Annotated in this window: 20 protein-coding genes; 6 read left to right on the top strand and 14 right to left on the bottom strand. The window is 36.7% G+C overall.

Going from position 1 to position 20,147, the window contains the following annotated elements; genetic code table 11:
- Window positions 1-2: 2 nt before the first annotated feature.
- The 13 genes from LZZ90_RS13035 to LZZ90_RS13095 form a co-directional block, all read right to left on the bottom strand.
- Window positions 3-1,082 (bottom strand): HlyD family secretion protein, encoded by a 1,080-nt coding sequence (locus LZZ90_RS13035; RefSeq protein ID WP_237791145.1) that lies wholly within the window; start codon window positions 1,080-1,082, stop codon window positions 3-5.
- A 9-nt stretch (window positions 1,083-1,091) separates the two neighbouring features.
- Window positions 1,092-2,402: a TolC family protein gene (locus tag LZZ90_RS13040; protein WP_237791146.1), complete on the bottom strand. Its 1,311-nt coding sequence runs from the start codon at window positions 2,400-2,402 to the stop codon at window positions 1,092-1,094.
- Complete coding sequence (locus tag LZZ90_RS13045; RefSeq protein WP_237791147.1) at window positions 2,392-3,015, bottom strand: TetR/AcrR family transcriptional regulator; 624 nt, start codon at window positions 3,013-3,015, stop codon at window positions 2,392-2,394. The genes LZZ90_RS13040 and LZZ90_RS13045 overlap by 11 nt, the downstream gene beginning before the upstream one ends.
- Window positions 3,016-3,347: 332 nt before the next feature.
- Entirely contained in the window at window positions 3,348-4,109 is a 762-nt protein-coding gene (gene trpA / locus LZZ90_RS13050; RefSeq protein ID WP_237791148.1) for a tryptophan synthase subunit alpha, read from the bottom strand.
- 119 nt (window positions 4,110-4,228) lie between these two features.
- Complete coding sequence (trpB, locus tag LZZ90_RS13055; RefSeq protein WP_237791149.1) at window positions 4,229-5,413, bottom strand: tryptophan synthase subunit beta; 1,185 nt, start codon at window positions 5,411-5,413, stop codon at window positions 4,229-4,231.
- Window positions 5,397-6,002, bottom strand: coding sequence for a phosphoribosylanthranilate isomerase (locus LZZ90_RS13060; RefSeq protein WP_237791150.1), 606 nt, complete (start codon window positions 6,000-6,002; stop codon window positions 5,397-5,399). The genes trpB and LZZ90_RS13060 overlap by 17 nt, the downstream gene beginning before the upstream one ends.
- Window positions 5,999-6,790 (bottom strand): indole-3-glycerol phosphate synthase TrpC, encoded by a 792-nt coding sequence (gene trpC / locus LZZ90_RS13065; protein WP_237791151.1) that lies wholly within the window; start codon window positions 6,788-6,790, stop codon window positions 5,999-6,001. Before trpC ends, LZZ90_RS13060 begins: the two co-directional genes overlap by 4 nt.
- 2 nt (window positions 6,791-6,792) lie before the next feature.
- Window positions 6,793-7,785, bottom strand: coding sequence for an anthranilate phosphoribosyltransferase (trpD, locus tag LZZ90_RS13070; RefSeq protein ID WP_237791152.1), 993 nt, complete (start codon window positions 7,783-7,785; stop codon window positions 6,793-6,795).
- 145 nt (window positions 7,786-7,930) lie between these two features.
- Window positions 7,931-8,500 (bottom strand): aminodeoxychorismate/anthranilate synthase component II, encoded by a 570-nt coding sequence (locus tag LZZ90_RS13075; protein ID WP_237791153.1) that lies wholly within the window; start codon window positions 8,498-8,500, stop codon window positions 7,931-7,933.
- Between the two features lie 64 nt (window positions 8,501-8,564).
- Entirely contained in the window at window positions 8,565-9,965 is a 1,401-nt protein-coding gene (locus LZZ90_RS13080) for an anthranilate synthase component I family protein (protein WP_237791154.1), read from the bottom strand.
- A 273-nt stretch (window positions 9,966-10,238) separates the two neighbouring features.
- Complete coding sequence (locus LZZ90_RS13085; protein WP_237791155.1) at window positions 10,239-10,805, bottom strand: YceI family protein; 567 nt, start codon at window positions 10,803-10,805, stop codon at window positions 10,239-10,241.
- 22 nt (window positions 10,806-10,827) lie between these two features.
- On the bottom strand, window positions 10,828-11,460 hold the full coding sequence (locus tag LZZ90_RS13090; RefSeq protein WP_237791156.1) for an NAD(P)H-dependent oxidoreductase: 633 nt from the start codon (window positions 11,458-11,460) through the stop codon (window positions 10,828-10,830).
- 2 nt (window positions 11,461-11,462) lie between these two features.
- On the bottom strand, window positions 11,463-11,918 hold the full coding sequence (locus LZZ90_RS13095; protein WP_237791157.1) for a MarR family winged helix-turn-helix transcriptional regulator: 456 nt from the start codon (window positions 11,916-11,918) through the stop codon (window positions 11,463-11,465).
- A gap of 248 nt (window positions 11,919-12,166) precedes the next feature.
- On the opposite strand from LZZ90_RS13095, the gene LZZ90_RS13100 reads away from it, so the two are divergent.
- The 4 genes from LZZ90_RS13100 (at window position 12,167) to LZZ90_RS13115 (ending at window position 16,689) form a co-directional block, all read left to right on the top strand.
- A complete protein-coding gene (locus LZZ90_RS13100) occupies window positions 12,167-15,088 on the top strand; it encodes a M4 family metallopeptidase (protein WP_237791158.1) in 2,922 nt (973 codons plus the stop codon).
- Window positions 15,089-15,217: 129 nt separating this feature from the next.
- Window positions 15,218-15,736: a TlpA disulfide reductase family protein gene (locus tag LZZ90_RS13105; protein ID WP_237791159.1), complete on the top strand. Its 519-nt coding sequence runs from the start codon at window positions 15,218-15,220 to the stop codon at window positions 15,734-15,736.
- 3 nt (window positions 15,737-15,739) lie between these two features.
- The gene (locus LZZ90_RS13110; protein WP_237791160.1) at window positions 15,740-16,351 is read left to right on the top strand and encodes a thioredoxin family protein; all 612 of its coding nucleotides are present in this window, start codon (window positions 15,740-15,742) and stop codon (window positions 16,349-16,351) included.
- 23 nt (window positions 16,352-16,374) lie between these two features.
- Complete coding sequence (locus LZZ90_RS13115) at window positions 16,375-16,689, top strand: rhodanese-like domain-containing protein (protein WP_237791161.1); 315 nt, start codon at window positions 16,375-16,377, stop codon at window positions 16,687-16,689.
- 36 nt (window positions 16,690-16,725) lie between these two features.
- On the opposite strand, the gene LZZ90_RS13120 is transcribed toward LZZ90_RS13115, so the two are convergent.
- On the bottom strand, window positions 16,726-17,406 hold the full coding sequence (locus tag LZZ90_RS13120; protein ID WP_237791162.1) for a Crp/Fnr family transcriptional regulator: 681 nt from the start codon (window positions 17,404-17,406) through the stop codon (window positions 16,726-16,728).
- 99 nt (window positions 17,407-17,505) lie between these two features.
- On the opposite strand from LZZ90_RS13120, the gene LZZ90_RS13125 reads away from it, so the two are divergent.
- Entirely contained in the window at window positions 17,506-19,878 is a 2,373-nt protein-coding gene (locus LZZ90_RS13125) for a heavy metal translocating P-type ATPase metal-binding domain-containing protein (protein ID WP_237791163.1), read from the top strand.
- A gap of 72 nt (window positions 19,879-19,950) precedes the next feature.
- Complete coding sequence (gene ccoS, locus LZZ90_RS13130) at window positions 19,951-20,145, top strand: cbb3-type cytochrome oxidase assembly protein CcoS (RefSeq protein WP_237791164.1); 195 nt, start codon at window positions 19,951-19,953, stop codon at window positions 20,143-20,145.
- The last annotated feature ends 2 nt before the right edge of the window (window positions 20,146-20,147 follow it).

Raw genomic sequence — 20,147 nt, forward strand, 5'->3', positions numbered from 1 at the left:
GATTATTTTACGTGTACGTCTACTTCTACGTTCATTCCCGGACGCAATAATTTTACTTTTTCAACGTCGTTACTTGCTGTTAATTTGATTTTAACCGGTAAACGCTGAATGGTTTTCACAAAGTTTCCGGTTGCATTATCCGGAGGCAAAATAGAGAATTTAGCACCAGTAGCAGGGGAGAAGGAGTTTACTTCACCTTCAAATTCGGTATCAGGATAAGCATCAACTTTTAATGTTACTTTCTGTCCCGCTCGCATTTTGTTCAATTGCGTTTCTTTGAAATTTGCCACAACCCAAAGATTGGTGTTGTTCACGATATAAAACAAAGACTGTCCCGGTTGTACCGCTTGTCCTTCCTGAATATCAATACTGGAAACCTGTCCGTCTATAGAAGCAGTAACCACGGTGTAACCTAAATTGATTTGTGCTGCTTCTAAAACTGCTTGAGCACGTTTGATGTTTGCAGAAGCTACACCGGTTTGTTTATTTGCAACGTTTGTTTTTGAAGCAACCGCTTCACGTTGATGAACACTCGCATTACGTTGTTGTTGTAAAATTTCAACTTGTTTTTGTGCTTCTTGTTTTGCGGCTAAAGCCTGCTCGTATTGTTGTTTTGTGATGGAATGATTCTGATATAGATTTGCATAACGTTCGAAATCGTTGGTTGCTCTTCCTAAACGGATTTTTGCAGCTTCGATACTTCCCGCGTTGGATTGGATCGTTGCATCGGAAATCGAAATGTTTGCAGCTGCGGCACCAACATCGGCTTTGGAAACTTCGAATGAATTTTCGGCAGCAACTAATGCGGCTTTAGCTTCTTCAACTTTTACCAAATAATCTTTGTTGTCGATTACGAAAAGCGTGTCGCCTTTTTTAACGAAATCGTTGTCTTTTACATAAACTTTTGCCACATATCCTGAAACTCTTGGGATTATTGGACTCATGTTTGCCTCAATTTGCGCGTCGTCGGTTTCTTCGTGTGCTTGGCCGTGTAAATATTTGAATGTTCCGTAAACAAGCCCTAATATCACTAAACCGCTGATTACGAATATAAATTTTTTATTTGATGGTTTCTTTTCCATGATGTTGAATTAGTTTGAGGTTGATGATGAGGTTAATTTTCCGCCGGCAGCCAATATTTCGTAATATTTTTGAATTACGTCGGCTTTGGAATAGGCTTCGTTGATTTTTGATTGTAGTTGCTGTACATCGGCATCCAGTAAATCGTTGGTATCGGCCAGTCCGTTGTCGTATTTGTCTTTTACGATACGGTAATTTTCGTTGGCCTGTTCCACAGCTTGTTGGTAAACGCTGTTTTGTTTCTGAGCCAAAAGATAATTTTCATTAGCCGATTGCATCTGAATTTTAGCCTTGTCAGTCATAATTTCCAATGATTGTTCGGTTTCTTTTACCTTGCTTTTAGCGGCTTTCACTTCTTTTGAATTTTTGAAGATCGAGGTCAAATCATACGATAAACCAACTCCGAAGTTCATTGCATTGGTTACCGTCATTACGTTTTGCAAATCTAAAGCGATGTAACCACCCATTAGGTTTAAAGAAGGGTAATAATTTCCTTTAGCGATTTTCACATTAGCTTCCGCAGCTTTTTGTTGGGAACGAATTGCATTTAAATCGTTTCTAGAGGAAATATCGCTTGAAGTGGTACTTGTTTCTGTTTTTTGGGCAAAAAGGGCAGAATTCGGCGTTATTTGTGTTTCTTCAGGCAATTTCAAAAGAGTTACCAATTGAAAGTTGAGTATGTTGCTGTTCTTTTTAGCATCTTCTAAAGCAATTTGATAGTTGGAAACCTGTAATTGTGCTTTGAGTAAATCGTTCCTTGCAATCAAACCGTTTTGTTCCATTGCTTTGAAATCTTTCACGCGTTGTTCGGCACGTTTGATGTTTTCCTGTATTAGTTTCTCGCTTTCCTGAGCTTTGTAAAGGTTCACGTAAAGTTTTACGGTTTCCAGTGCAAGTTGTTCTTTGGTGTCTTTTGCGTGGAATTGCTCCGCTTCAAACAAACTTCGTGAGGCTTTAATGTTGTTCTGAATTTTGAAACCTGCAAAGAGCGGTACAGAAGCTGTTGCATTTCCCAACATCAGCTGATTTACTTTTGGAGTGTTTCCGCCTCCGGAATTTCCGCCAAGTTTAAAATCTACATCGGCATTGGTTAAACGCTGGTACTGTCCACTAACTTTTAAATCAGGGTATTGTTTGTTTTTTACGGTTTGCATCTCGAATTCTTTTGTGGCAACTTTAGTGTCGGCCAATTTGGATTCGGTGCTTTGTGTAACTGCAAGTTGAATAGCTTCTTCGAGTGTTAGGTTTTTCTTTTCCTGTGCGGTAACAGAAAAAGTCCCAAGCAAGAACAAGATTCCCAACTTTAGTGAATTACTTTTCATAGGTTAAAAGGGCTTTAATGGTTTGTTTGATATGACGGGTTAGTTCTGAGGTGACGTAATTGTCTATGTCTTGAGGTGTTTCCAAATTCAGAATACTTTTAAAGAAAGGTTTGTTCATCTGAAAATGAAAGTACGTTCCCATGATGGTTGTTGGAATCAAAATGGTGTTAACGTCTTTACGAAAAAAACCTTTGTCCTGACCTTCGGCAATGATGCTATTCAAAATATCCAGGTTGTGTTTTTTCATTTCGTTAAATGCATCACAATTGATGATTCGTTTTCCGGATGAAATTTCAAAGTGGATGATCTGATACATTCCTTTATTTTGATTGATGCGTTTGATGTACAATTCAATTAAGCGGTCAATTTTTTCCAAAGGGGTAAGGTCTTCACGATACAGATTTTCCATCTGTAAACGCATGTCTGAAATTCGGTAAATGATTAGAGCTTCCAGAAGCTTTTCTTTCGAGCCGAAATAATAGGAAATCATCGCAATGTTGATGTTGGCAGATTTGGCTATATCACGAACTGAAGCTCCGTCATAACCATGCTCGGCAAATAGCTTTTCGGCTGCCTGTAAAATTTCAATTTGCTTATCGTTAAAATCAGTCATTTTAATTTGATTTTAAATTCGGGTACAAAATTAAACACTTGTTTAAATTAAACGTTTGTTTAAATTGAATTTAACTTTTTTTTAACGATTGGTTTTGGTTGATTTTTGAAGCTGATTTTTCAATAGAGTAGGTGAGTGATTTTGTTAAAGAAAAAGTGCGTTTTTTAAATTTTAATTACTAATTTTATACTGTTGGATTTCCGGTCCGATCCCGGAGGTTCAAGATGAGAAAAAGGCTGTTTTTAGTAATAAAAGCAGCCTTTTTTAGTGTATAGGTAAAATCTATAGCTGATTATTAAATAATTATTTACCAATTATTTATGTATGTTTATTTAAATTATTTGTTTTACAAAATTTTGAATCTCTGAAATTTCATTGTTTTTTATAAAATTGACGAACGAACTGCCAATTATTGCCCCTTTTTGATGTTTTGTAGCCTGTGAAAACGTCTCTCGATTGGAAATTCCGAAACCTACAATTTGAGGATTTTTCAAGTTCATTTTGGCTACTTTTCCGAAGTAATTTTGTTGGGTTTTTTCAAAAGATTTTTTGCTTCCGGTTGTACTCGAACTACTCACCAAATAGATAAAACTATCACTGATATTATCAATTTTTCGGATGCGTTCTTCGGAAGTTTGTGGGGTGACTAGGCAAATATTTTTAAGGTTATAACGGTCAAAAATGGTCTTGTATTCCTGCTCAAAAACGGCTAAAGGAAGGTCTGGAATGATGAGTCCGTCGATGCCAATTTGAGCACATTTTTGACAAAATTCTGCTACTCCAAACTGTAAAATTGGATTAAAATATCCCATAATTATAAGCGGAATTTGGACTGTTTTTCGGACGTTTTTTAGTTGTTCAAAGAGCATTTTTGTGGTCATTCCATTGCGTAATGCGACCGTCGAACTCTCCTGAATTGTAGTTCCATCGGCAAGCGGATCGCTAAACGGAAGACCAATTTCGATCATGTCCACACCGTTTTTTTCGAGGGTTTCGATGATGGAAATTGTGTCATTTAAGGTGGGAAAACCTGCCGTGAAATAGATGGAAAGTAGCTTCTTTTTTTCGCTTAATTTGATGTTTATTCGATTCATGATTTAATGTTTTTGCTTGCGTTAGGGATGGAAATGACATCCTTTTTACGGTCGTTGAGGTTCTCGAAACGACCGTAAAAAGATAAAATGTACAGCCCGACCCTTGTGGTAACGCCCAATTATTTATAATTAAAATAGTCGATATAGGTGTTCAAATCTTTGTCGCCACGACCCGATAAATTGACAATTACAATGTCGTTTTTACCGAATTTTTTTTGCTCCAAAACAGCCAAAGCATGTGAACTTTCAATGGCAGGAATGATGCCTTCGGTCTTGCATAAATTGAGCCCTGCACTCATTGCATCTTGGTCGGTAACAGCAATAAATTCTGCTCTTTTTGTTTGGTGAAGATGCGCGTGAAGCGGACCAACTCCCGGGTAATCCAAACCAGCCGAAATCGAATAGGGTTCAGTGATTTGACCGTCATCGGATTGCATTAAAAGGGTTTTACTGCCATGAATAATTCCGATTTTTCCGAGAACCGAAGTAGCCGCGCTTTCCCCTGAATTAATGCCTTTTCCAGCTGCTTCCACAGCAATTAGTTTTACGTTTTCATCTTCTAAAAAGTGGTAGAATGCTCCGGCAGCGTTGCTTCCGCCACCCACACAAGCTATGATATAATCTGGATTTTCGCGACCTTCTTTCTCAAGCAATTGGTGTTTAATTTCCTCAGATATAATGCTTTGGAATTTCGATACCATGTCCGGATAGGGATGAGGACCAACCACAGAACCAATAATATAAAAGGTGTCAAACGGGTTGTTGATCCAATCCCTAATGGCTTCATTTGTAGCATCTTTCAGGGTTTTAGAACCGGATGTGGCTGGTCGTACTTCGGCACCGAGCATTTTCATTCGGGCGACATTCGGCGCCTGTCGTTTAATATCAATTTCGCCCATATAGACAATGCATTCCAAACCCATTAAAGCACAGACGGTTGCAGTAGCGACACCATGTTGTCCGGCACCAGTTTCTGCAATGATTCTTGTTTTTCCTAAGCGTTTGGCAAGTAGAATCTGCCCTATGGTATTGTTGATTTTATGCGCTCCGGTATGGCACAAATCTTCCCTTTTTAGATAGATTTTGGTATTGTATTTGGAAGATAAACGTTCGGCAAAATAGAGTGGTGTGGGACGGCCCACGTAGTCTTTCAGGAGTTGTTGGAACTCGGTTTGAAAGCTCTCGGTTACTATGATTTTGTGATAGTTTTGACGCAATTCTTCCACATTTGGATAGAGCATTTCGGGGATGAAAGCACCGCCGAATTCGCCGTAAAAACCTTTATCGTTAACTTGATAGTTCATGTTGCAATTGTTTTAAAAGTTGTGTGTTTTTTAATCCGGGTTCGAGTTCAAATTTACTGTTCACATCTATGGCGTGAATGGGTAAATTCAAGTGCTGTATTGTTCTAATGTTCTCTAAACCAATGCCGCCGCTTAAGAAAAATGGTTTTTTTGAAGGGTAATTTTTCAGGATTTGCCAATTAAAAGGAGTTCCGTTGCCACCATGATATTGACCTTTGGTGTCGAAAAGGAAATAATCACAAACGGTTTCATAAGGTGTAATGCTTTGAAAATCAATGGTGTCATCTACTGAAAAAACCTTGATAACTTTAATGTTCAGATGCTGGAACAGCTTACAAAATTCTGGTGATTCATTACCATGTAACTGAACGAGTTGTAAATTATAACGTTGTATCTTGTCCAGAATATCATCCAAATAAGCATTCACAAAAACACCTACTTTTTGAATTGATTTCGGTAAGATTGGAAGTTCGCCACTAAAAAACCTAGGCGATTTCTCATAAAATATAAAACCCAGATAATCTGGTTGCAACGTTGCAATTTCTTGAATATTAGACAAGTATTTCATTCCGCATATTTTTAACTTCATGACTTTATTAATATGGAGTTGATAAATGCTGTTGCAGATTTTTCCGGATTTTCAGTTTTCATGAAGTGTTCTCCAATTAAAAATCCTTGATAACCAAATTGTTGTAATTCAAGAATTGCTGCAGCAGAGCTAATTCCACTTTCGGATACTTTTACAAAATCATTAGGTATGTGTTGAGCAAGTTCTTTGCTGTTTTCCAAACTGACTTCGAAAGTTTTCAGACTGCGGTTGTTCACGCCAATCATGTCTAAACTCGGCATTACTGCTTTGTTTAGTTCTTCTTCATTATGAACTTCCAATAGAACTTCAAGACCTAAGGAATGGGCAAATTCAGAAAACTGTTTGATTTCAAAGCGGGTTAAAATGGCTGCAATCAGTAGAATAACATCGGCTCCATGGGCTTTTGCTTCCAAAATCTGGTACTCGTTTATGATGAACTCTTTTCGGAGTAATGGCACATTTACTGAGGCTTTTGCGATTATCAAATCGTCTAATGAACCGCCAAAATATTTCCCATCGGTTAAAACAGAAATTCCTGAAACTCCTGCGTTTTGGTAGCCTGTAACTACTTCTTCCACTGTAAAATCATTATTGATTACAGATTTTGAAGGAGAACGACGTTTGTGTTCGGCAATAATTCCGATTAAATTATTCTGTAAATTTTTGCTTAAGGAATAAGTTCGGCTTCCAAACAAAGCTGAATTTTCCAGTTGTGTTACGGGAACGAGTTGTTTTTTTAGTTTGACTTCTTGTTTTTTATTGATGATGATTTTGTCTAAAATTGTCATGATTATTTGCTTAATTGTTTTAGTTTTTTGAGTTTTTCGAGTGCTTTTCCGCTTAATAAGCTTTCTTTAGCCAATTCAAAACCTTCCAGAATAGAACAGTTTTTTACTGTGGAAATGGCTATTCCAGCGTTAGCACAAACCACATTGTTTTGGGCTTCCGTTCCGTTTCCTTTTAGGATATTTAAAAAGATTTCAGCCGATTTTTCTACCGTTACACCTCCCAAAATGTCATTTTCATTAAGTTTAGTTGCTTGAAAATCTTCTGGTTTTAAAATCTGATCGTAGTTTTTAGAAATAATTTTCGTGTTTCCGGTTAGTGAGATTTCATCATAGCCTTCCAAGCTGTGCAGAATAGTAAAATTTGTTTGGGTATTCTGATACAGGTAAGCATACATTCTTGCCAGTTCCAAACTAAAAACTCCAACCAACTGATGTTTCGGAAAACTCGGGTTCACCATTGGTCCCAACATATTAAAGAAGGTTTTTACCGCCAGTTCTTTACGAATCGGAGCCACATTTTTCATGGCAGGATGGAAAAGAGGCGCATGCAACACACAGATTCCGGCTTCTTCAATCGACCTTTTCAGGAAATCCTCATCATTGCTGAATTTTATCCCTAAAGTTTCCATCACATTACTTGAACCGGAAATTGAGGAAACACCATAATTTCCGTGTTTTGCAACCTGAATTCCAGCTCCGGAAGCAACAAAAGAAGCTAAAGTTGAAATGTTGAAGGTGTTTTTTCCATCGCCACCGGTTCCGCATAAATCGATGGTGTTGTAATCGGATAAATCAATGGGAATGCACAACTCTAAAAGCGCTTCACGAAATCCGGCAAGTTCTTCAATGGTAATGCTTCGCATCATGTAGATAGTTAAAAAACTTGCAATTTGGCTTGGGTTGTACAGTTTGTTAGAGATGTTTTTCAGCACGGTTTTCGCTTCTTCTTTACTAAGTGTTTCGTGCCGGATTAATCGGTTTAGTATTGTTTTCATTTCACTATTTTTTATTTGTTATTTGTGTTCAATGCTGTCGCCTTTCAGGCTCGAGTCATAATGTTTAAATTAGGTATGAGTTGTGCTGGGCTTTAAGTTTTTGCAACTTAAAACTGATCTGTTTTTTCGATAAAAGTGTTGTTAATTAGCTATTTACCCAATTCTCAAGAATCTTCTTTCCGTTGGGAGTAAGAACGCTTTCGGGATGGTATTGTACCCCGCGTACATCATAGATTTTGTGTCTTAGTGACATGATTTCACCGTTTGCATCTACCGATGTGATTTCCAAAACTTCAGGGAAATTCTCCTTGGAAACTACCCACGAATGGTAACGCCCGACTTCGATTTCATCAGCTAAATCTTTAAAAAGGAGTTCATCGGGAACGGTGATTTTGACTTGAGTTGCCACACCATGATAGACTTTTTCAAGATTGATCAGATTTCCGCCAAAAACTTCTCCAATGGCTTGCTGGCCAAGACAAACACCAAGAATACTTTTGGTAGGAGCATAGGTTTTGATTACTTCTTTCAATAAACCCGCTTCGTCTGGGATTCCCGGCCCTGGAGAAAGAAGGATTTTGTCGAAAGGTTTTACTTCATCAATATAGAATTCGTCGTTGCGGAATACAGTTACTTCGCAGTTCAAATCTTCTAAATAATGAACCAAATTGTAAGTGAAACTATCGTAATTGTCTATGACTAATATCTTTTTCATAAATGATTGAATGATTAAAAGATTGAAAAATTAATCGCGATATAATCTTTAAATTCTTTAATTTTTAAATTTTCTCTGCTAAATCCAAAGCTTTATTGAGTGCACCTAATTTATTGTACACTTCCTGTGTTTCGTTTTCTTCACTGGAATTGATGGTAACTCCGGCTCCTGCCTGATAATATAACTGATGATTTTTGCTTAAAAATGTTCGTATCATAATGGCATGGTTAAAATTACCATCAAAATCCATAAAACCAATGGCGCCGCCGTAGAAATTTCGGTTAGTATTTTCGATGTTTTCAATAAGTTGTAAGGCCTTGTTTTTCGGGGCTCCCGATAAAGTTCCGGCCGGAAAAGTATCTGCTACAACCTGCATGGTCGTTGCTTTTTCATGCAATTCCCCACTTACTTTGGAAACCAAATGGATTACATGGGAAAAGAATTGAACTTCTCGGTATTTTTCAACTTCAACATTGTGACCGTTGCGGCTCAAATCGTTTCGGGCTAAGTCAACAAGCATTACATGTTCGCTGTTTTCTTTCGGATCTTCTGCTAATTGTTTGGCCAAAATTGCATCGTGCTCGTCATTTCCTGTTCGTTTGAACGTTCCGGCTATGGGATGAATTTCCGCTTTTCGGTTGTTGATAACCAATTGTGCTTCTGGTGATGAGCCCATGATTTTGAAATTTCCGTAATCAAAAAAGAACAAATAGGGTGAAGGGTTAATACTTCGTAAAGCACGATAGACGTTGAATTCATCGCCTTTAAAACCTTGTGTGAAACGTCTTGACAAAACCAATTGGAAGACATCGCCACGGTAACAGTGTTTTTTGGCCAAAGCAACATTGGTTTTAAAATCGATATCAGATAAGTTGGAAATCGAATCGCCTTCTTTGGCAAACGAATACGAAGCAAAGTTTTTCGATTGGATCAATTGCTCAATTTCTGCAATATTGTTTTGATTGTCAATACTGTGGCAGAAAATATACGCTTCATTTTTGAAATGGTTTATGGCAATTATGTTCTGATAAACAGCATAATACAAATCGGGAATTTGTAAATCAGAAGCTTTCTTTTCAATGGTTACCTTTTCAAAATAACGAACGGCATCGTAACTGGTAAATCCGAATAAACCATTGGTAATGAATTTGAAATCAGTTTTTTCTGTTGAAAATTGTGAAGTAAAATCCTGAATATTCTCAATTACATTTTTTGAGGTTTCAATGGCTTTTTTAGTTGAAGTTCCGTCCGGTAATGTTGATGTGATGGCTTCGTTTTCAACTTTGATGCTTGCAATCGGATTACAGCAGATATACGAAAAACTGTTTTGATTGCTGTGATAATCATTACTCTCCAGTAAAAGGCTGTTCGGGAATTTGTCCCGGATTTTCAAATAAATGCTTACCGGCGTGATGGTGTCGGCAAGTATTTGTTTGTAATGTGTATGTAATTTATATTTTTTCATGATGCTTAAATTTTGACAATAAAAAAAGGCTTGTCGTGATTGACAAGCCTTTTATCTATGTTGGTTTTAAAAATACAGATAGGAGGATTTGCTCACGACGTTCGACGTAAGTTGTTCCACCACCAAGTATTGTTTAAAATGTTGTTCATTTTGTATTTTTTGTATGGTACAAAGTTATAGAAATGATTTTCTAAAAAACAAATTTTTTGCAATAAAAAAATCCTGAACTTTGAAATTCAGGATTTTATGATGAGTTTTAAACGTTTTTGGAAATTAGAATACCAAGTTTACGTTCAATTCGAATTCGTCGTTGATTGCTTTATCAGCAACTGCTCCAAAACCTACAGAAGCATATTTGATATCGTATTTAGTTCTGTCGATCATCAATTTTGCAGTAGCTGTATTTTTTTCTACAACCATGTCAAAAGTGATTGGTTTAGTGATTCCTTTAATTGTTAAATCAGCAGTTACTTGGTAAGTATTGTTAGCTTTTGTACCGATAGTTTTGAAAACCAATTGAGATGTTGGGAATTTTTCAACTCCGAAGAAATCGTCTGCTTTTAAGTGACCATCTAAACTAGCTTTTCCTTTTCCTTCCAAATCTTTAGTGTCGATAGTTGTCATATCCACAGTGAAGTTTCCACCCGCTAATTTTTTTCCTTTAAAAACGATAGCACCTTCTTTTAAGTTGATAGTACCATTGTGCTGACCTGTGAATTTTTTTCCGATCCATTCTACTTTACTTGCTGTAACATCTACTTTTTTTGTTGATTGAGCCGAAGCCGTTAATGTTCCTAAAGCTACTACTAAAGCTAATGCGATTGATTTTAATTGTTTCATGATTTTAATTGAATTTTAGTGATTATAAATTTATGAATAATTCTTGTTTTGATTTACGTACTTTGATGTTGTGTTGTGTCGCGTCTTCTTCATGACGGTAACCAACTGTGGCAATTAACGATGCGTTTAAACCTAATTCTTTCAGACCTAGAATTTCGTTAATTTTTTCAGGTTCAAAGCCTTCCATTGGTGTTGCGTCAATTTGAAGTTCGGCCGCTGCATTTAAAAGATTTCCTAACGCTAAATAGGTTTGCTTTGCTGTCCAGGTATTTTTTACGTCTTCAGGAAGTGATGCAATTTTCGACTTCATGAAATCTCCGTAACCAGCAATGTTTTCTACCGGAATTCCTCTGGTTTCTGCAATGTTTTTTACGTAAGTATCGATATCTTTTTCACCTAAATTGGTCATGTTGGCAAAAATAAAAAGGTGAGATGCGTCTACAATTTGGGTTTGTCCCCATGCTGCCGGTTGTATTTTAGCTCTTAGTTCCGGATTTTCAACAATTAACACTTTGTAAGGTTGTAATCCGTAGGAAGAAGAACTTAAACGGATTGCTTCTTTAAGGATTTCCAAATCTTCGTTTGAGATTTTTTTGGTGGCGTCAAATTTTTTGGTTGCATAACGCCAATTTTGATGTTTTATGAAGTTGCTCATAATTAAATTGTTCTAAATTTTTCTAATAAATTGTTTAGTTGAACGAGTTCGTCCTGCGTAAGATTTTTAGCAAACATATTCTCGTGGCTTTCCACTTTCGGATCCAGTTCTGTAAGTAAATCCAAGCCTTTTTGAGTAATGGTGATTTCCATTTTTCTTCGATTTTCGGCACAAACTTCACGGGTAACCAAATCTTTCAGTAAAAGCTTGTCTACCAATCGGGTAGTGTTACTGGTTTTGGCCAGCATTCGTTCCTGTATCACACACATATTGGTAGGATTTCCGTTCTGTCCTCTTAAAATACGCAGCACATTATATTGTTCTCCGGACAAATCGTAAGGTTTTAAAACTTCAGCGAATTTCTCCGAAACAATGTTTTGCGTGTAAAAGATATTCAGCACCGTTTTTTTTGACGATGACAATACTTTTGTCGATTTAATGATTTCTTCGATTTTCATTTTGTTATTAAATTTGTCGATACAAATGTAGTAATGTTTTTAATTGTATATACAAGTATTGTATTAAAAATTTGTTAATTATTATATTCACAAAAAATATAGTAAGAAGAAAGTTGCTAAAACACTGTGGATTATGTTGTTCTAAATAGAGGTTTGTATAAAATATTGATTTAAAATTAATTATAATTTATTTTTTTAGTAATATTGCGTACCATTAAAAAACTTAACTACTAATATTAGAGCTAAAAATGAAGAAAAATTATTCTTTGACGGGGGTTTTACTTTTTTCGCTTTTTTTTTCGCTTCATGCGCAAAACAATCCAAAATTAGCGGATAACAAGGCTTACCAACGAATCAAAAAGTTTGACACACCACAAACTATTGACAATGCAATTGCATTATACTTGAAAGAAACAAAGACCGAAAAAGGAACTACTTTCCAACCTAAAAAAGAAAGTAAAGACAGAACCGGTAATACGCATCAAAGACACCAACAATTTTATAAGGGTATCAAAGTAGAATACGGAACAATCATCACACACTCAAAAAATGGAAAAGTTTATTCTGTTAATGGGGAGGTTTACAATGTTTCAGGGCTTAATACTACTCCTGTTCTATCAAAAGAGGCAGGTTTTCAGCAAGCTTTAACTAACCAGAATGCTCAACGATATTTGTGGGAAGATAAAGATCAGGCAACGCTTATGAATTATAAAAAGCCTGAAGGTGAATTGGTTATATTGCCAAACGCAAAAACCGGAGCGGTAAATTTAGCATACAAGTACGATATCTATTCTTTAGATCCAATTGCTAGAAATGAAGTTTACGTAGATGCTAATTCGGGAGCGATTTTATATAAAAACCCAATCATTAAACACGCAGATCGTTTAATCTCTGAAAAAGAATCAAAAGCTTATGCAGAAAAACTGGATGTTTTGGTTTCGGGAAATGCAGCAACCCGTTACAGTGGAGCCCGTGATATTGAAACAACTTTCAATGGAACCAGCTATGTGTTGCAGGATGATACAAGAGGTAATGGGATCATAACTTATGATTGTCAGCGCACAACGAATTATCAGAGTGTTAATTTTACGGATAATGATAATAACTGGACTTCAGCAGAGTTCAATAATTCAAATAAAGACAACGGTGCACTGGATGCTCACTGGGGAGCTGAAAAAACTTATGATTTCTGGCAGAATGTATTTGGAAGAAACAGTTTTGATGATAACGGAGCACAAATCGTTAGTTACGTTCACTATAGAAAGACAGCTGGAGTAAACCTTGTTAATGCTTTCTGGAACGGTAGTGTAATGAGTTATGGTGACGGAAATGCTCAAGTAGGTATTTTGACTTCTTTAGATGTTTGCGGTCATGAAATTGGACACGCAATTTGTAGTCACACTGCAGATTTAGTATATCAAAATCAATCAGGAGCAATTAATGAAGGATATTCTGATATTTGGGGAGCTTGTATTGAGCATTATGGAAGAACAGGTTCTTTGTCAGGTACTCCGGATGCAGATGTATGGAATATTGCAGAAGATTTGGCAGCATCGCCATTCCGTTCGATGAGTGATCCTTTGAGCGAAGGAAATCCGGATACTTACCAAGGAACAAACTGGACAGCAACCGGAGATGAAGGTTCTTGTTCTCCGACCCAAACAAATGATTATTGTGGTGTACACAACAACAGCGGTGTTTTGAATCATTGGTTTTATATCTTAACTATGGGTAAAACAGGAACCAATACTGCATTTGAGCCTTATGATTATGATGTTACTGGAATTGGTATGGAGAAATCTTCTGAAATAGCATATTTTGCAGAAAGAGATTATCTTACACCAAACTCTACCTTTATGGATGTTAGAAATGCTACTATTCAGGTTGCCAATGAACTGTATTGTCCAAATAGTCCGGAAGCTATTGCTGTAACCAACTCTTGGTATGCTGTAAGTGTAGGAACAGAGTTTATTGGTTTTACTAACGATGTAAGCATAAAATCAATTGAAGGAAACTTGAATTTGACTTCTGGAGTTTCCAATCCGGTGGTTAAAATTGAAAATAGCGGAACTGCTTCATTGTCTTCAGCAACTATTTCTTATTCCTTAGATGGTGGAGCTGTGACCAATGCTGCATGGAATGGTAATTTAGCAATGTGTGAAAAAGCTGATTTCGCTTTATCCTTGGGTAGTGTGAGCAGAGGAACACATGTTTTGACAGTTACAGTTACAGCTCCTGGGGATGAAAATCCTTCAAATAACACAAAATCATTCCTTTTCCTTGTAAATGACAATGGAGTTATAGGACAGATTAACACTTTTGAAAATACAACGGACAATTTAATATCTATCGATGAAGGGGATACCAATTCATTATGGGAGAGAGGATTGGCTGCCGGCTCTCGATTAAGCAATACTGTTGCAGGAGGTTCAAAAGTATATGGTACAAATTTAGATGGAAATTATCCTAATAATATGAAATCGTACTTAGTTTCTCAATCGTACAATTTAAGTAATGTTCAAAATCCTACTTTGAAATTTAAAATGGGATTTGATTTGGAAAATAATTTCGATTTGGCTTATATGGAGTACACTACAGACGGAGGTGCTACTTGGTATCAATTAGGGAACGCATCGCAACCAAACTGGTACACGAGCAACCGTTTTCCAAACGGAACAGATTGCAATAACTGTATTGGTGGTCAATGGACTGGAGAGGGTACATTAACTAATCCAAGAGGAGGAACTAATGCCCAAATGCGTGATTACACTTGTAGTCTTTCTAATTTCGGACTTGGTAGCGCTTCACCACAATCGAATATAATTTTCAGACTTGTTATTCATACAGATCAAGGTGTTCAAAGAGAAGGGATTATTATCGATAATTTTGTGGTTGACGGTACACTTTCAACTCAGGAGAATGCTTTCGAAACGTTCAATGTATGGCCAAATCCAAGTACTGGAAACGTGACCATTCAATTAAATACTTCCGAGAAAGTGAAAGTTGATTTATTTGACATGAGAGGTAGAGCTGTCTATAAGAACGAATTCAATTCTACGGGAACTATGTTCCAACAAGAAGTACAGTTTAATGCTTTAGAAAAGGGGATTTACCTTTTAAGTGTAGATTCGGATGGTAAAAAAGCAACTAAAAAATTACTTATAAATTAAGATTGATTTTAATAAAAAAAAGCGGGTAATGTATTTTACCCGCTTTTTTTATGTCTATTTTTAATGTTATGTTAATTAACAGATTCAGAGATGTCAGAATATTTAACTTTAACATTCAAAAATATACAAATGAAAAATTGGGTTGTGTTTTTGTTTTTAAGTAGTTTTTTATCATTTTCCCAAAGCAGTGATTTTAAACCGCTAAAAACTTATAATAGTGATGGAATCAAGATTATTTCTTATGATTTCAACACTTTCGAGCCCTATCTGCATAAAAATGACGGTACAACTTACGTGATTAATTTTTGGGCAACCTGGTGTTTACCATGCGTAAAAGAACTTCCTTATTTTGAACAACTTAACGAAAAGTACAAAAATCAGAACGTTAAAGTGATCTTGGTGAGCATGGACATGCCTAAAAAGGTGGAAACCAGTTTAATTCCTTTTGTAATTAAAAAGAAACTCCAATCGGAAGTGCTTCATCTAGACGACCCCGATGCTAATGCCTGGATTGAAAAAGTTGATAAAAACTGGAGCGGTGCAATTCCCGCAACAGTAATTTATAATGATAAGACCCGAAAATTCTACGAACAGTCTTTCACTTATGAAACACTTGAAAAAGAACTATTAACAATCATCAATAACTAAATTATGAAAACACTTAAAATTGCTTCAATGTTTGTACTTGTTTGCTTAATGAGCGCTTTTACTTTGATAAAATCAGACTCAGGGTACCAGGTTGGTGACATCGCTACAGATTTCAACCTAAAAAATGTAAACAACAAAAAAGTTGCCTTAGCAGATTTCAAAGAGGCAAAAGGTTTCATTGTAATTTTTACCTGCAACCATTGTCCCTACGCCAAAGCTTATGAAGACAGAATCATTGCTTTAGACAAGAAATACAAAAAGTTGGGGTATCCGGTAATTGCCATCAATCCGAACAATCCTGAAGTACAGCCGGCAGACAGTTTTGAACTCATGCAAGAGCGCGCCAAAGAAAAAGGTTTTACGTTTCCGTATTTATTTGACCAAGGACAGAAAGTTTACCCATTGTACGGAGCAACCAAAACACCACATGTATATATTTTGGAAAAAACAAAAGCAGGTAATGTGATTAAATATATTGGAGCAATCGACGATAATTATTCCGATGAAAGCGCTGTAAAAACCAAATATGTGGAAAATGCTGTGGATGCTTTATTGAAAAATCAGGAAGTTCCGGTAAAAACCACTAAAGCTATTGGTTGTTCGATCAAAGCATAGTATTTTTGACGAAAAATACAACTATGGACATTTCACAAGAACAATGGTGGCAAGGTGCCCAAGAAGATGAAAACGCCGTAATCCTTGATGTTAGAACTGAAGGAGAATGGAACGAAGGCATTATACCCGGTGCTATGCACATCGATATCTATAAAGGACAAGGTTTTATATATCAGGTTGATGAATTGGATAAAACCAAAAACTATTACATCTATTGCCGTTCAGGCGGAAGAAGCGGACAGGCATGCAATATCATGCAGCAAATGGGCTTCGGAAACACCTACAACTTAGTTGGCGGCATCATGGAGTGGGAAGGGCCAGTGGTAACACCGGAGTAAAGCAGAAATAAAAAAAGGAGCAATTTGCTCCTTTTTTTATTCGGCTAACTTTCTTAGCTCTTTTTTGTTTTTCAATATGATTTTCTTTCCGCTGAGCTCGATCCAACCGTTTTTGTTGAATTCGGATAATAATCGGATGCAGCTTTCGGTCGCGGTTCCTATTATACTGGAAATCTCTTCTCGTGATAAATGCAGTTTCAAAGAATCGTCTTCATTAACTCCAAAAGCGTCATGCAAGTAAAGAAGTGTTGCAGCCAAACGTTCCTTAACGTTTTTCTGGGCAAGGTTTACTAAAACGTTATCGGCTTCTTTTAAATCATGGCACACGTTTTTCATCATGTTCAGCGAAAACTTGTTGTTCTCGTTGAAAAAATCCATCACCTGGCTTTTCGGAACAAAACAAACGGTCATGTCTTCAAGGGCAATTGCACTTAAATTGGTAGGCTCCTCACTAATTAAGGAACGTTGACCTAATAATTCCCCGCGCGAAACCAGTTTTACAATCTGGTCTTTTCCGTTGGAGCTTAGTTTTGAAAGTTTGCAAACGCCGTCTTTCACACAAAAGATCCCGTCCAGATGATCGCCTTCATCAAAAATAACTTCTCCCTTTTTTACCACGTAGGAAGTTTTACAATCGGCGAGTTTTAGCAATTCGTCTTTGTTCAACGCCTTTAAAGCACTGAATTCCCTAACGATACATTGTTCACATCTGCTCATGATATTCGATTGTTTTTGCAAAGATACTAAAGTATGACAAAAATCATATTTTAAGAAATGATTACGAAAGAAATTTGCTTCAGGTAAAATGAGCAAATTATGAATACACAAAATTGTTTCCATTGCGGTAACAATATTGTAAAAGCGGAAGAAATTCTGTTCGAGGAAAAATCCTTTTGTTGTACCGGATGTAAAACGGTGTACGAGATTTTCAGCCTGAACGATTTGACCTGCTATTACGATTTTGAAAACGCACCCGGAGCCACACCGCAGGACATTAAAGGAAAATACGATTTTCTGGATAATGATGATATTGTTGAGAAGTTGTTGGACTTCAACGAGGAAACTACACAAATCGTATCGTTGTATATTCCACACATTCATTGCAGTTCCTGTATCTGGATTCTGGAAAATCTGAACAAATTAAATAACGGGGTTACCGTTTCTCAGGTTAATTTCCATGAGAAAAAAGTTCGTGTCACGTTCAATTCCGAAAATGTTTCACTTAAGGAAATTGTAGTGTTGTTAAGTGCTATCGGATACGAACCGTATATCAGCCTTGAAAATTTCGAGAACATGAAAAAAGAGGTAGACCGCAGTTTGTACTACAAAATCGGGGTTGCTTTTTTTAGTTTCGGAAACATCATGCTTTTGTCGTTTCCGGAGTATTTTGAAGTAGGTGAATTCTGGATTGAACAATACAAAGGTTTCTTTCGCTGGTTGATTTTTGCTTTGGCTTTGCCGCCGTTTTTCTACTCGGCTTGGGGCTATTACGTTTCGGCATGGAAAAGCATCAAATCCAAAATGCTCAACATTGACATTCCGATCGCTTTAGGGATTGTGGTGATGTTTGTTAGAAGTACCGTTGATATTGCAATGGGCTACGGACAAGGCTTTTTCGACAGTATGTGCGGACTTATTTTCTTCATGCTGTTAGGAAAGATGTTTCAGCAGAAAACCTACAATTTTTTATCATTTGAACGCGATTATAAATCCTATTTTCCGATTGCCGTTACCAAGATTTTAAATGATAAATCGGAAGTAGCGATTCAGGTTTATGACATTCAGAAAGGCGATCGTTTATTAATCCGCAATCAGGAATTAATTCCGGTTGACGGTATTCTGATTTCCGAAAAAACCGCCATCGATTACAGTTTTGTGACTGGTGAGGCCGTAGCGATTGATAAAAAATCCGGTGACAAAATCTACGCAGGCGGAAAACAAATAGGGAATGTGATTGAGATGGAGGTTTTGCATTCAGTTTCCCAAAGTTATTTGACTCAATTGTGGAGCAACGATGTGTTCCAGAAACATTTCGACCGAAAGTACAAAACGATTACCGATACCATCAGTCGCTATTTTACTCCGGCTTTGTTGTTGCTGGCGTTTGCTTCGTTCGGATTCTGGATTTTCAGGGATGTGACCACGGCTTTTAATGTTTTTACTGCGATTCTGATTGTTGCCTGCCCGTGTGCTTTGGCTTTAACTGCGCCTTTTACATTGGGGAACGTGCTTCGTATTATGGGTTACAGAAAGTTCTACCTTAAAAATGCCACAGTTATTGAGCAATTAGCAAAAGTGGATACGGTAGTTTTTGATAAAACAGGAACGATTACCACCAATAAAAAGACTTCAATAATTTATGAAGGAATACCATTAAATGAAGAAGAACTAAAACTTCTGAAAAACGCATTAAGAAGTTCCAACCATCCTTTAAGCAGAAGATTGTATGATTTTATTCCGAATCAGGAAAAATTAGAAACGACTCATTTCGAAGAAGTTATTGGAAAAGGTGTTTTTGCTACTGTTGATGGTCATACGATAAAGTTGGGTTCGTCACAATTCTTGCAACACATGAGTGAAAATACCCATAAAAAAACCAAAGTTCATGTTGAAATTGACGGTGTTTACAAAGGAAGTTACGTATTCAACAATCAATATAGGGAAGGTTTGGAACAATTGTTTGATAAGCTTTCCAAACGATACAATCTGGTTGTTTTATCCGGAGATAATGACGGGGAACGCAAGATTTTAGAGAAGATGTTACCGACAAATACGACTTTGGTATTCAATCAAAAACCGGAACAAAAGCTTCAATTCATTGAAAAACTCCAAAAGGAAGGCAGAAATGTTATGATGGTTGGTGACGGATTAAACGATGCAGGAGCCTTAGCACAAGCAAACGTTGGAATCTCAATCTCTGAAAATGTAAACGTGTTTTCACCCGCCTGCGACGGAATTCTGGATGCGACTCAGTTTTCAAAAATCAGTTATTTCCTGAGACTTTCTAAAAAAGCAATGCTTACAATTTATATGAGTTTCGGTTTATCCTTACTCTATAATGTTGTAGGACTGAGTTTTGCGGTAACCGGAAACCTATCTCCATTGGTTGCCGCCATCATTATGCCGTTAAGTACCGTAACCATCGTGAGTTTTGTAACCATCATGAGCAATTATTTCGCAAGAAAATAAATAAGGTTGTATGATAAAAATCATGTTTTATCCGCAACCGCTAAAGTAATTTTGAACTATAAAATTTAAGGTATGAGTGTTATTTATCTGTTAATCTCCATTAGTATCGTTGTGGCGCTGGCGTTCTTGTACATTTTTATAAGAGCGGTGAAAAGCGGTCAGTTTGACGACGATTACACGCCATCGGTTCGCATGTTGTTCGAAGATGAGCTTAAAAACAAACCCAGTGTAAACAAATCCGAAACACAAATAGAAAAACAAAACTAATT

The sequence above is a fragment of the Flavobacterium sp. SM15 genome (genome assembly GCF_022012335.1).
GTDB lineage: Bacteria > Bacteroidota > Bacteroidia > Flavobacteriales > Flavobacteriaceae > Flavobacterium.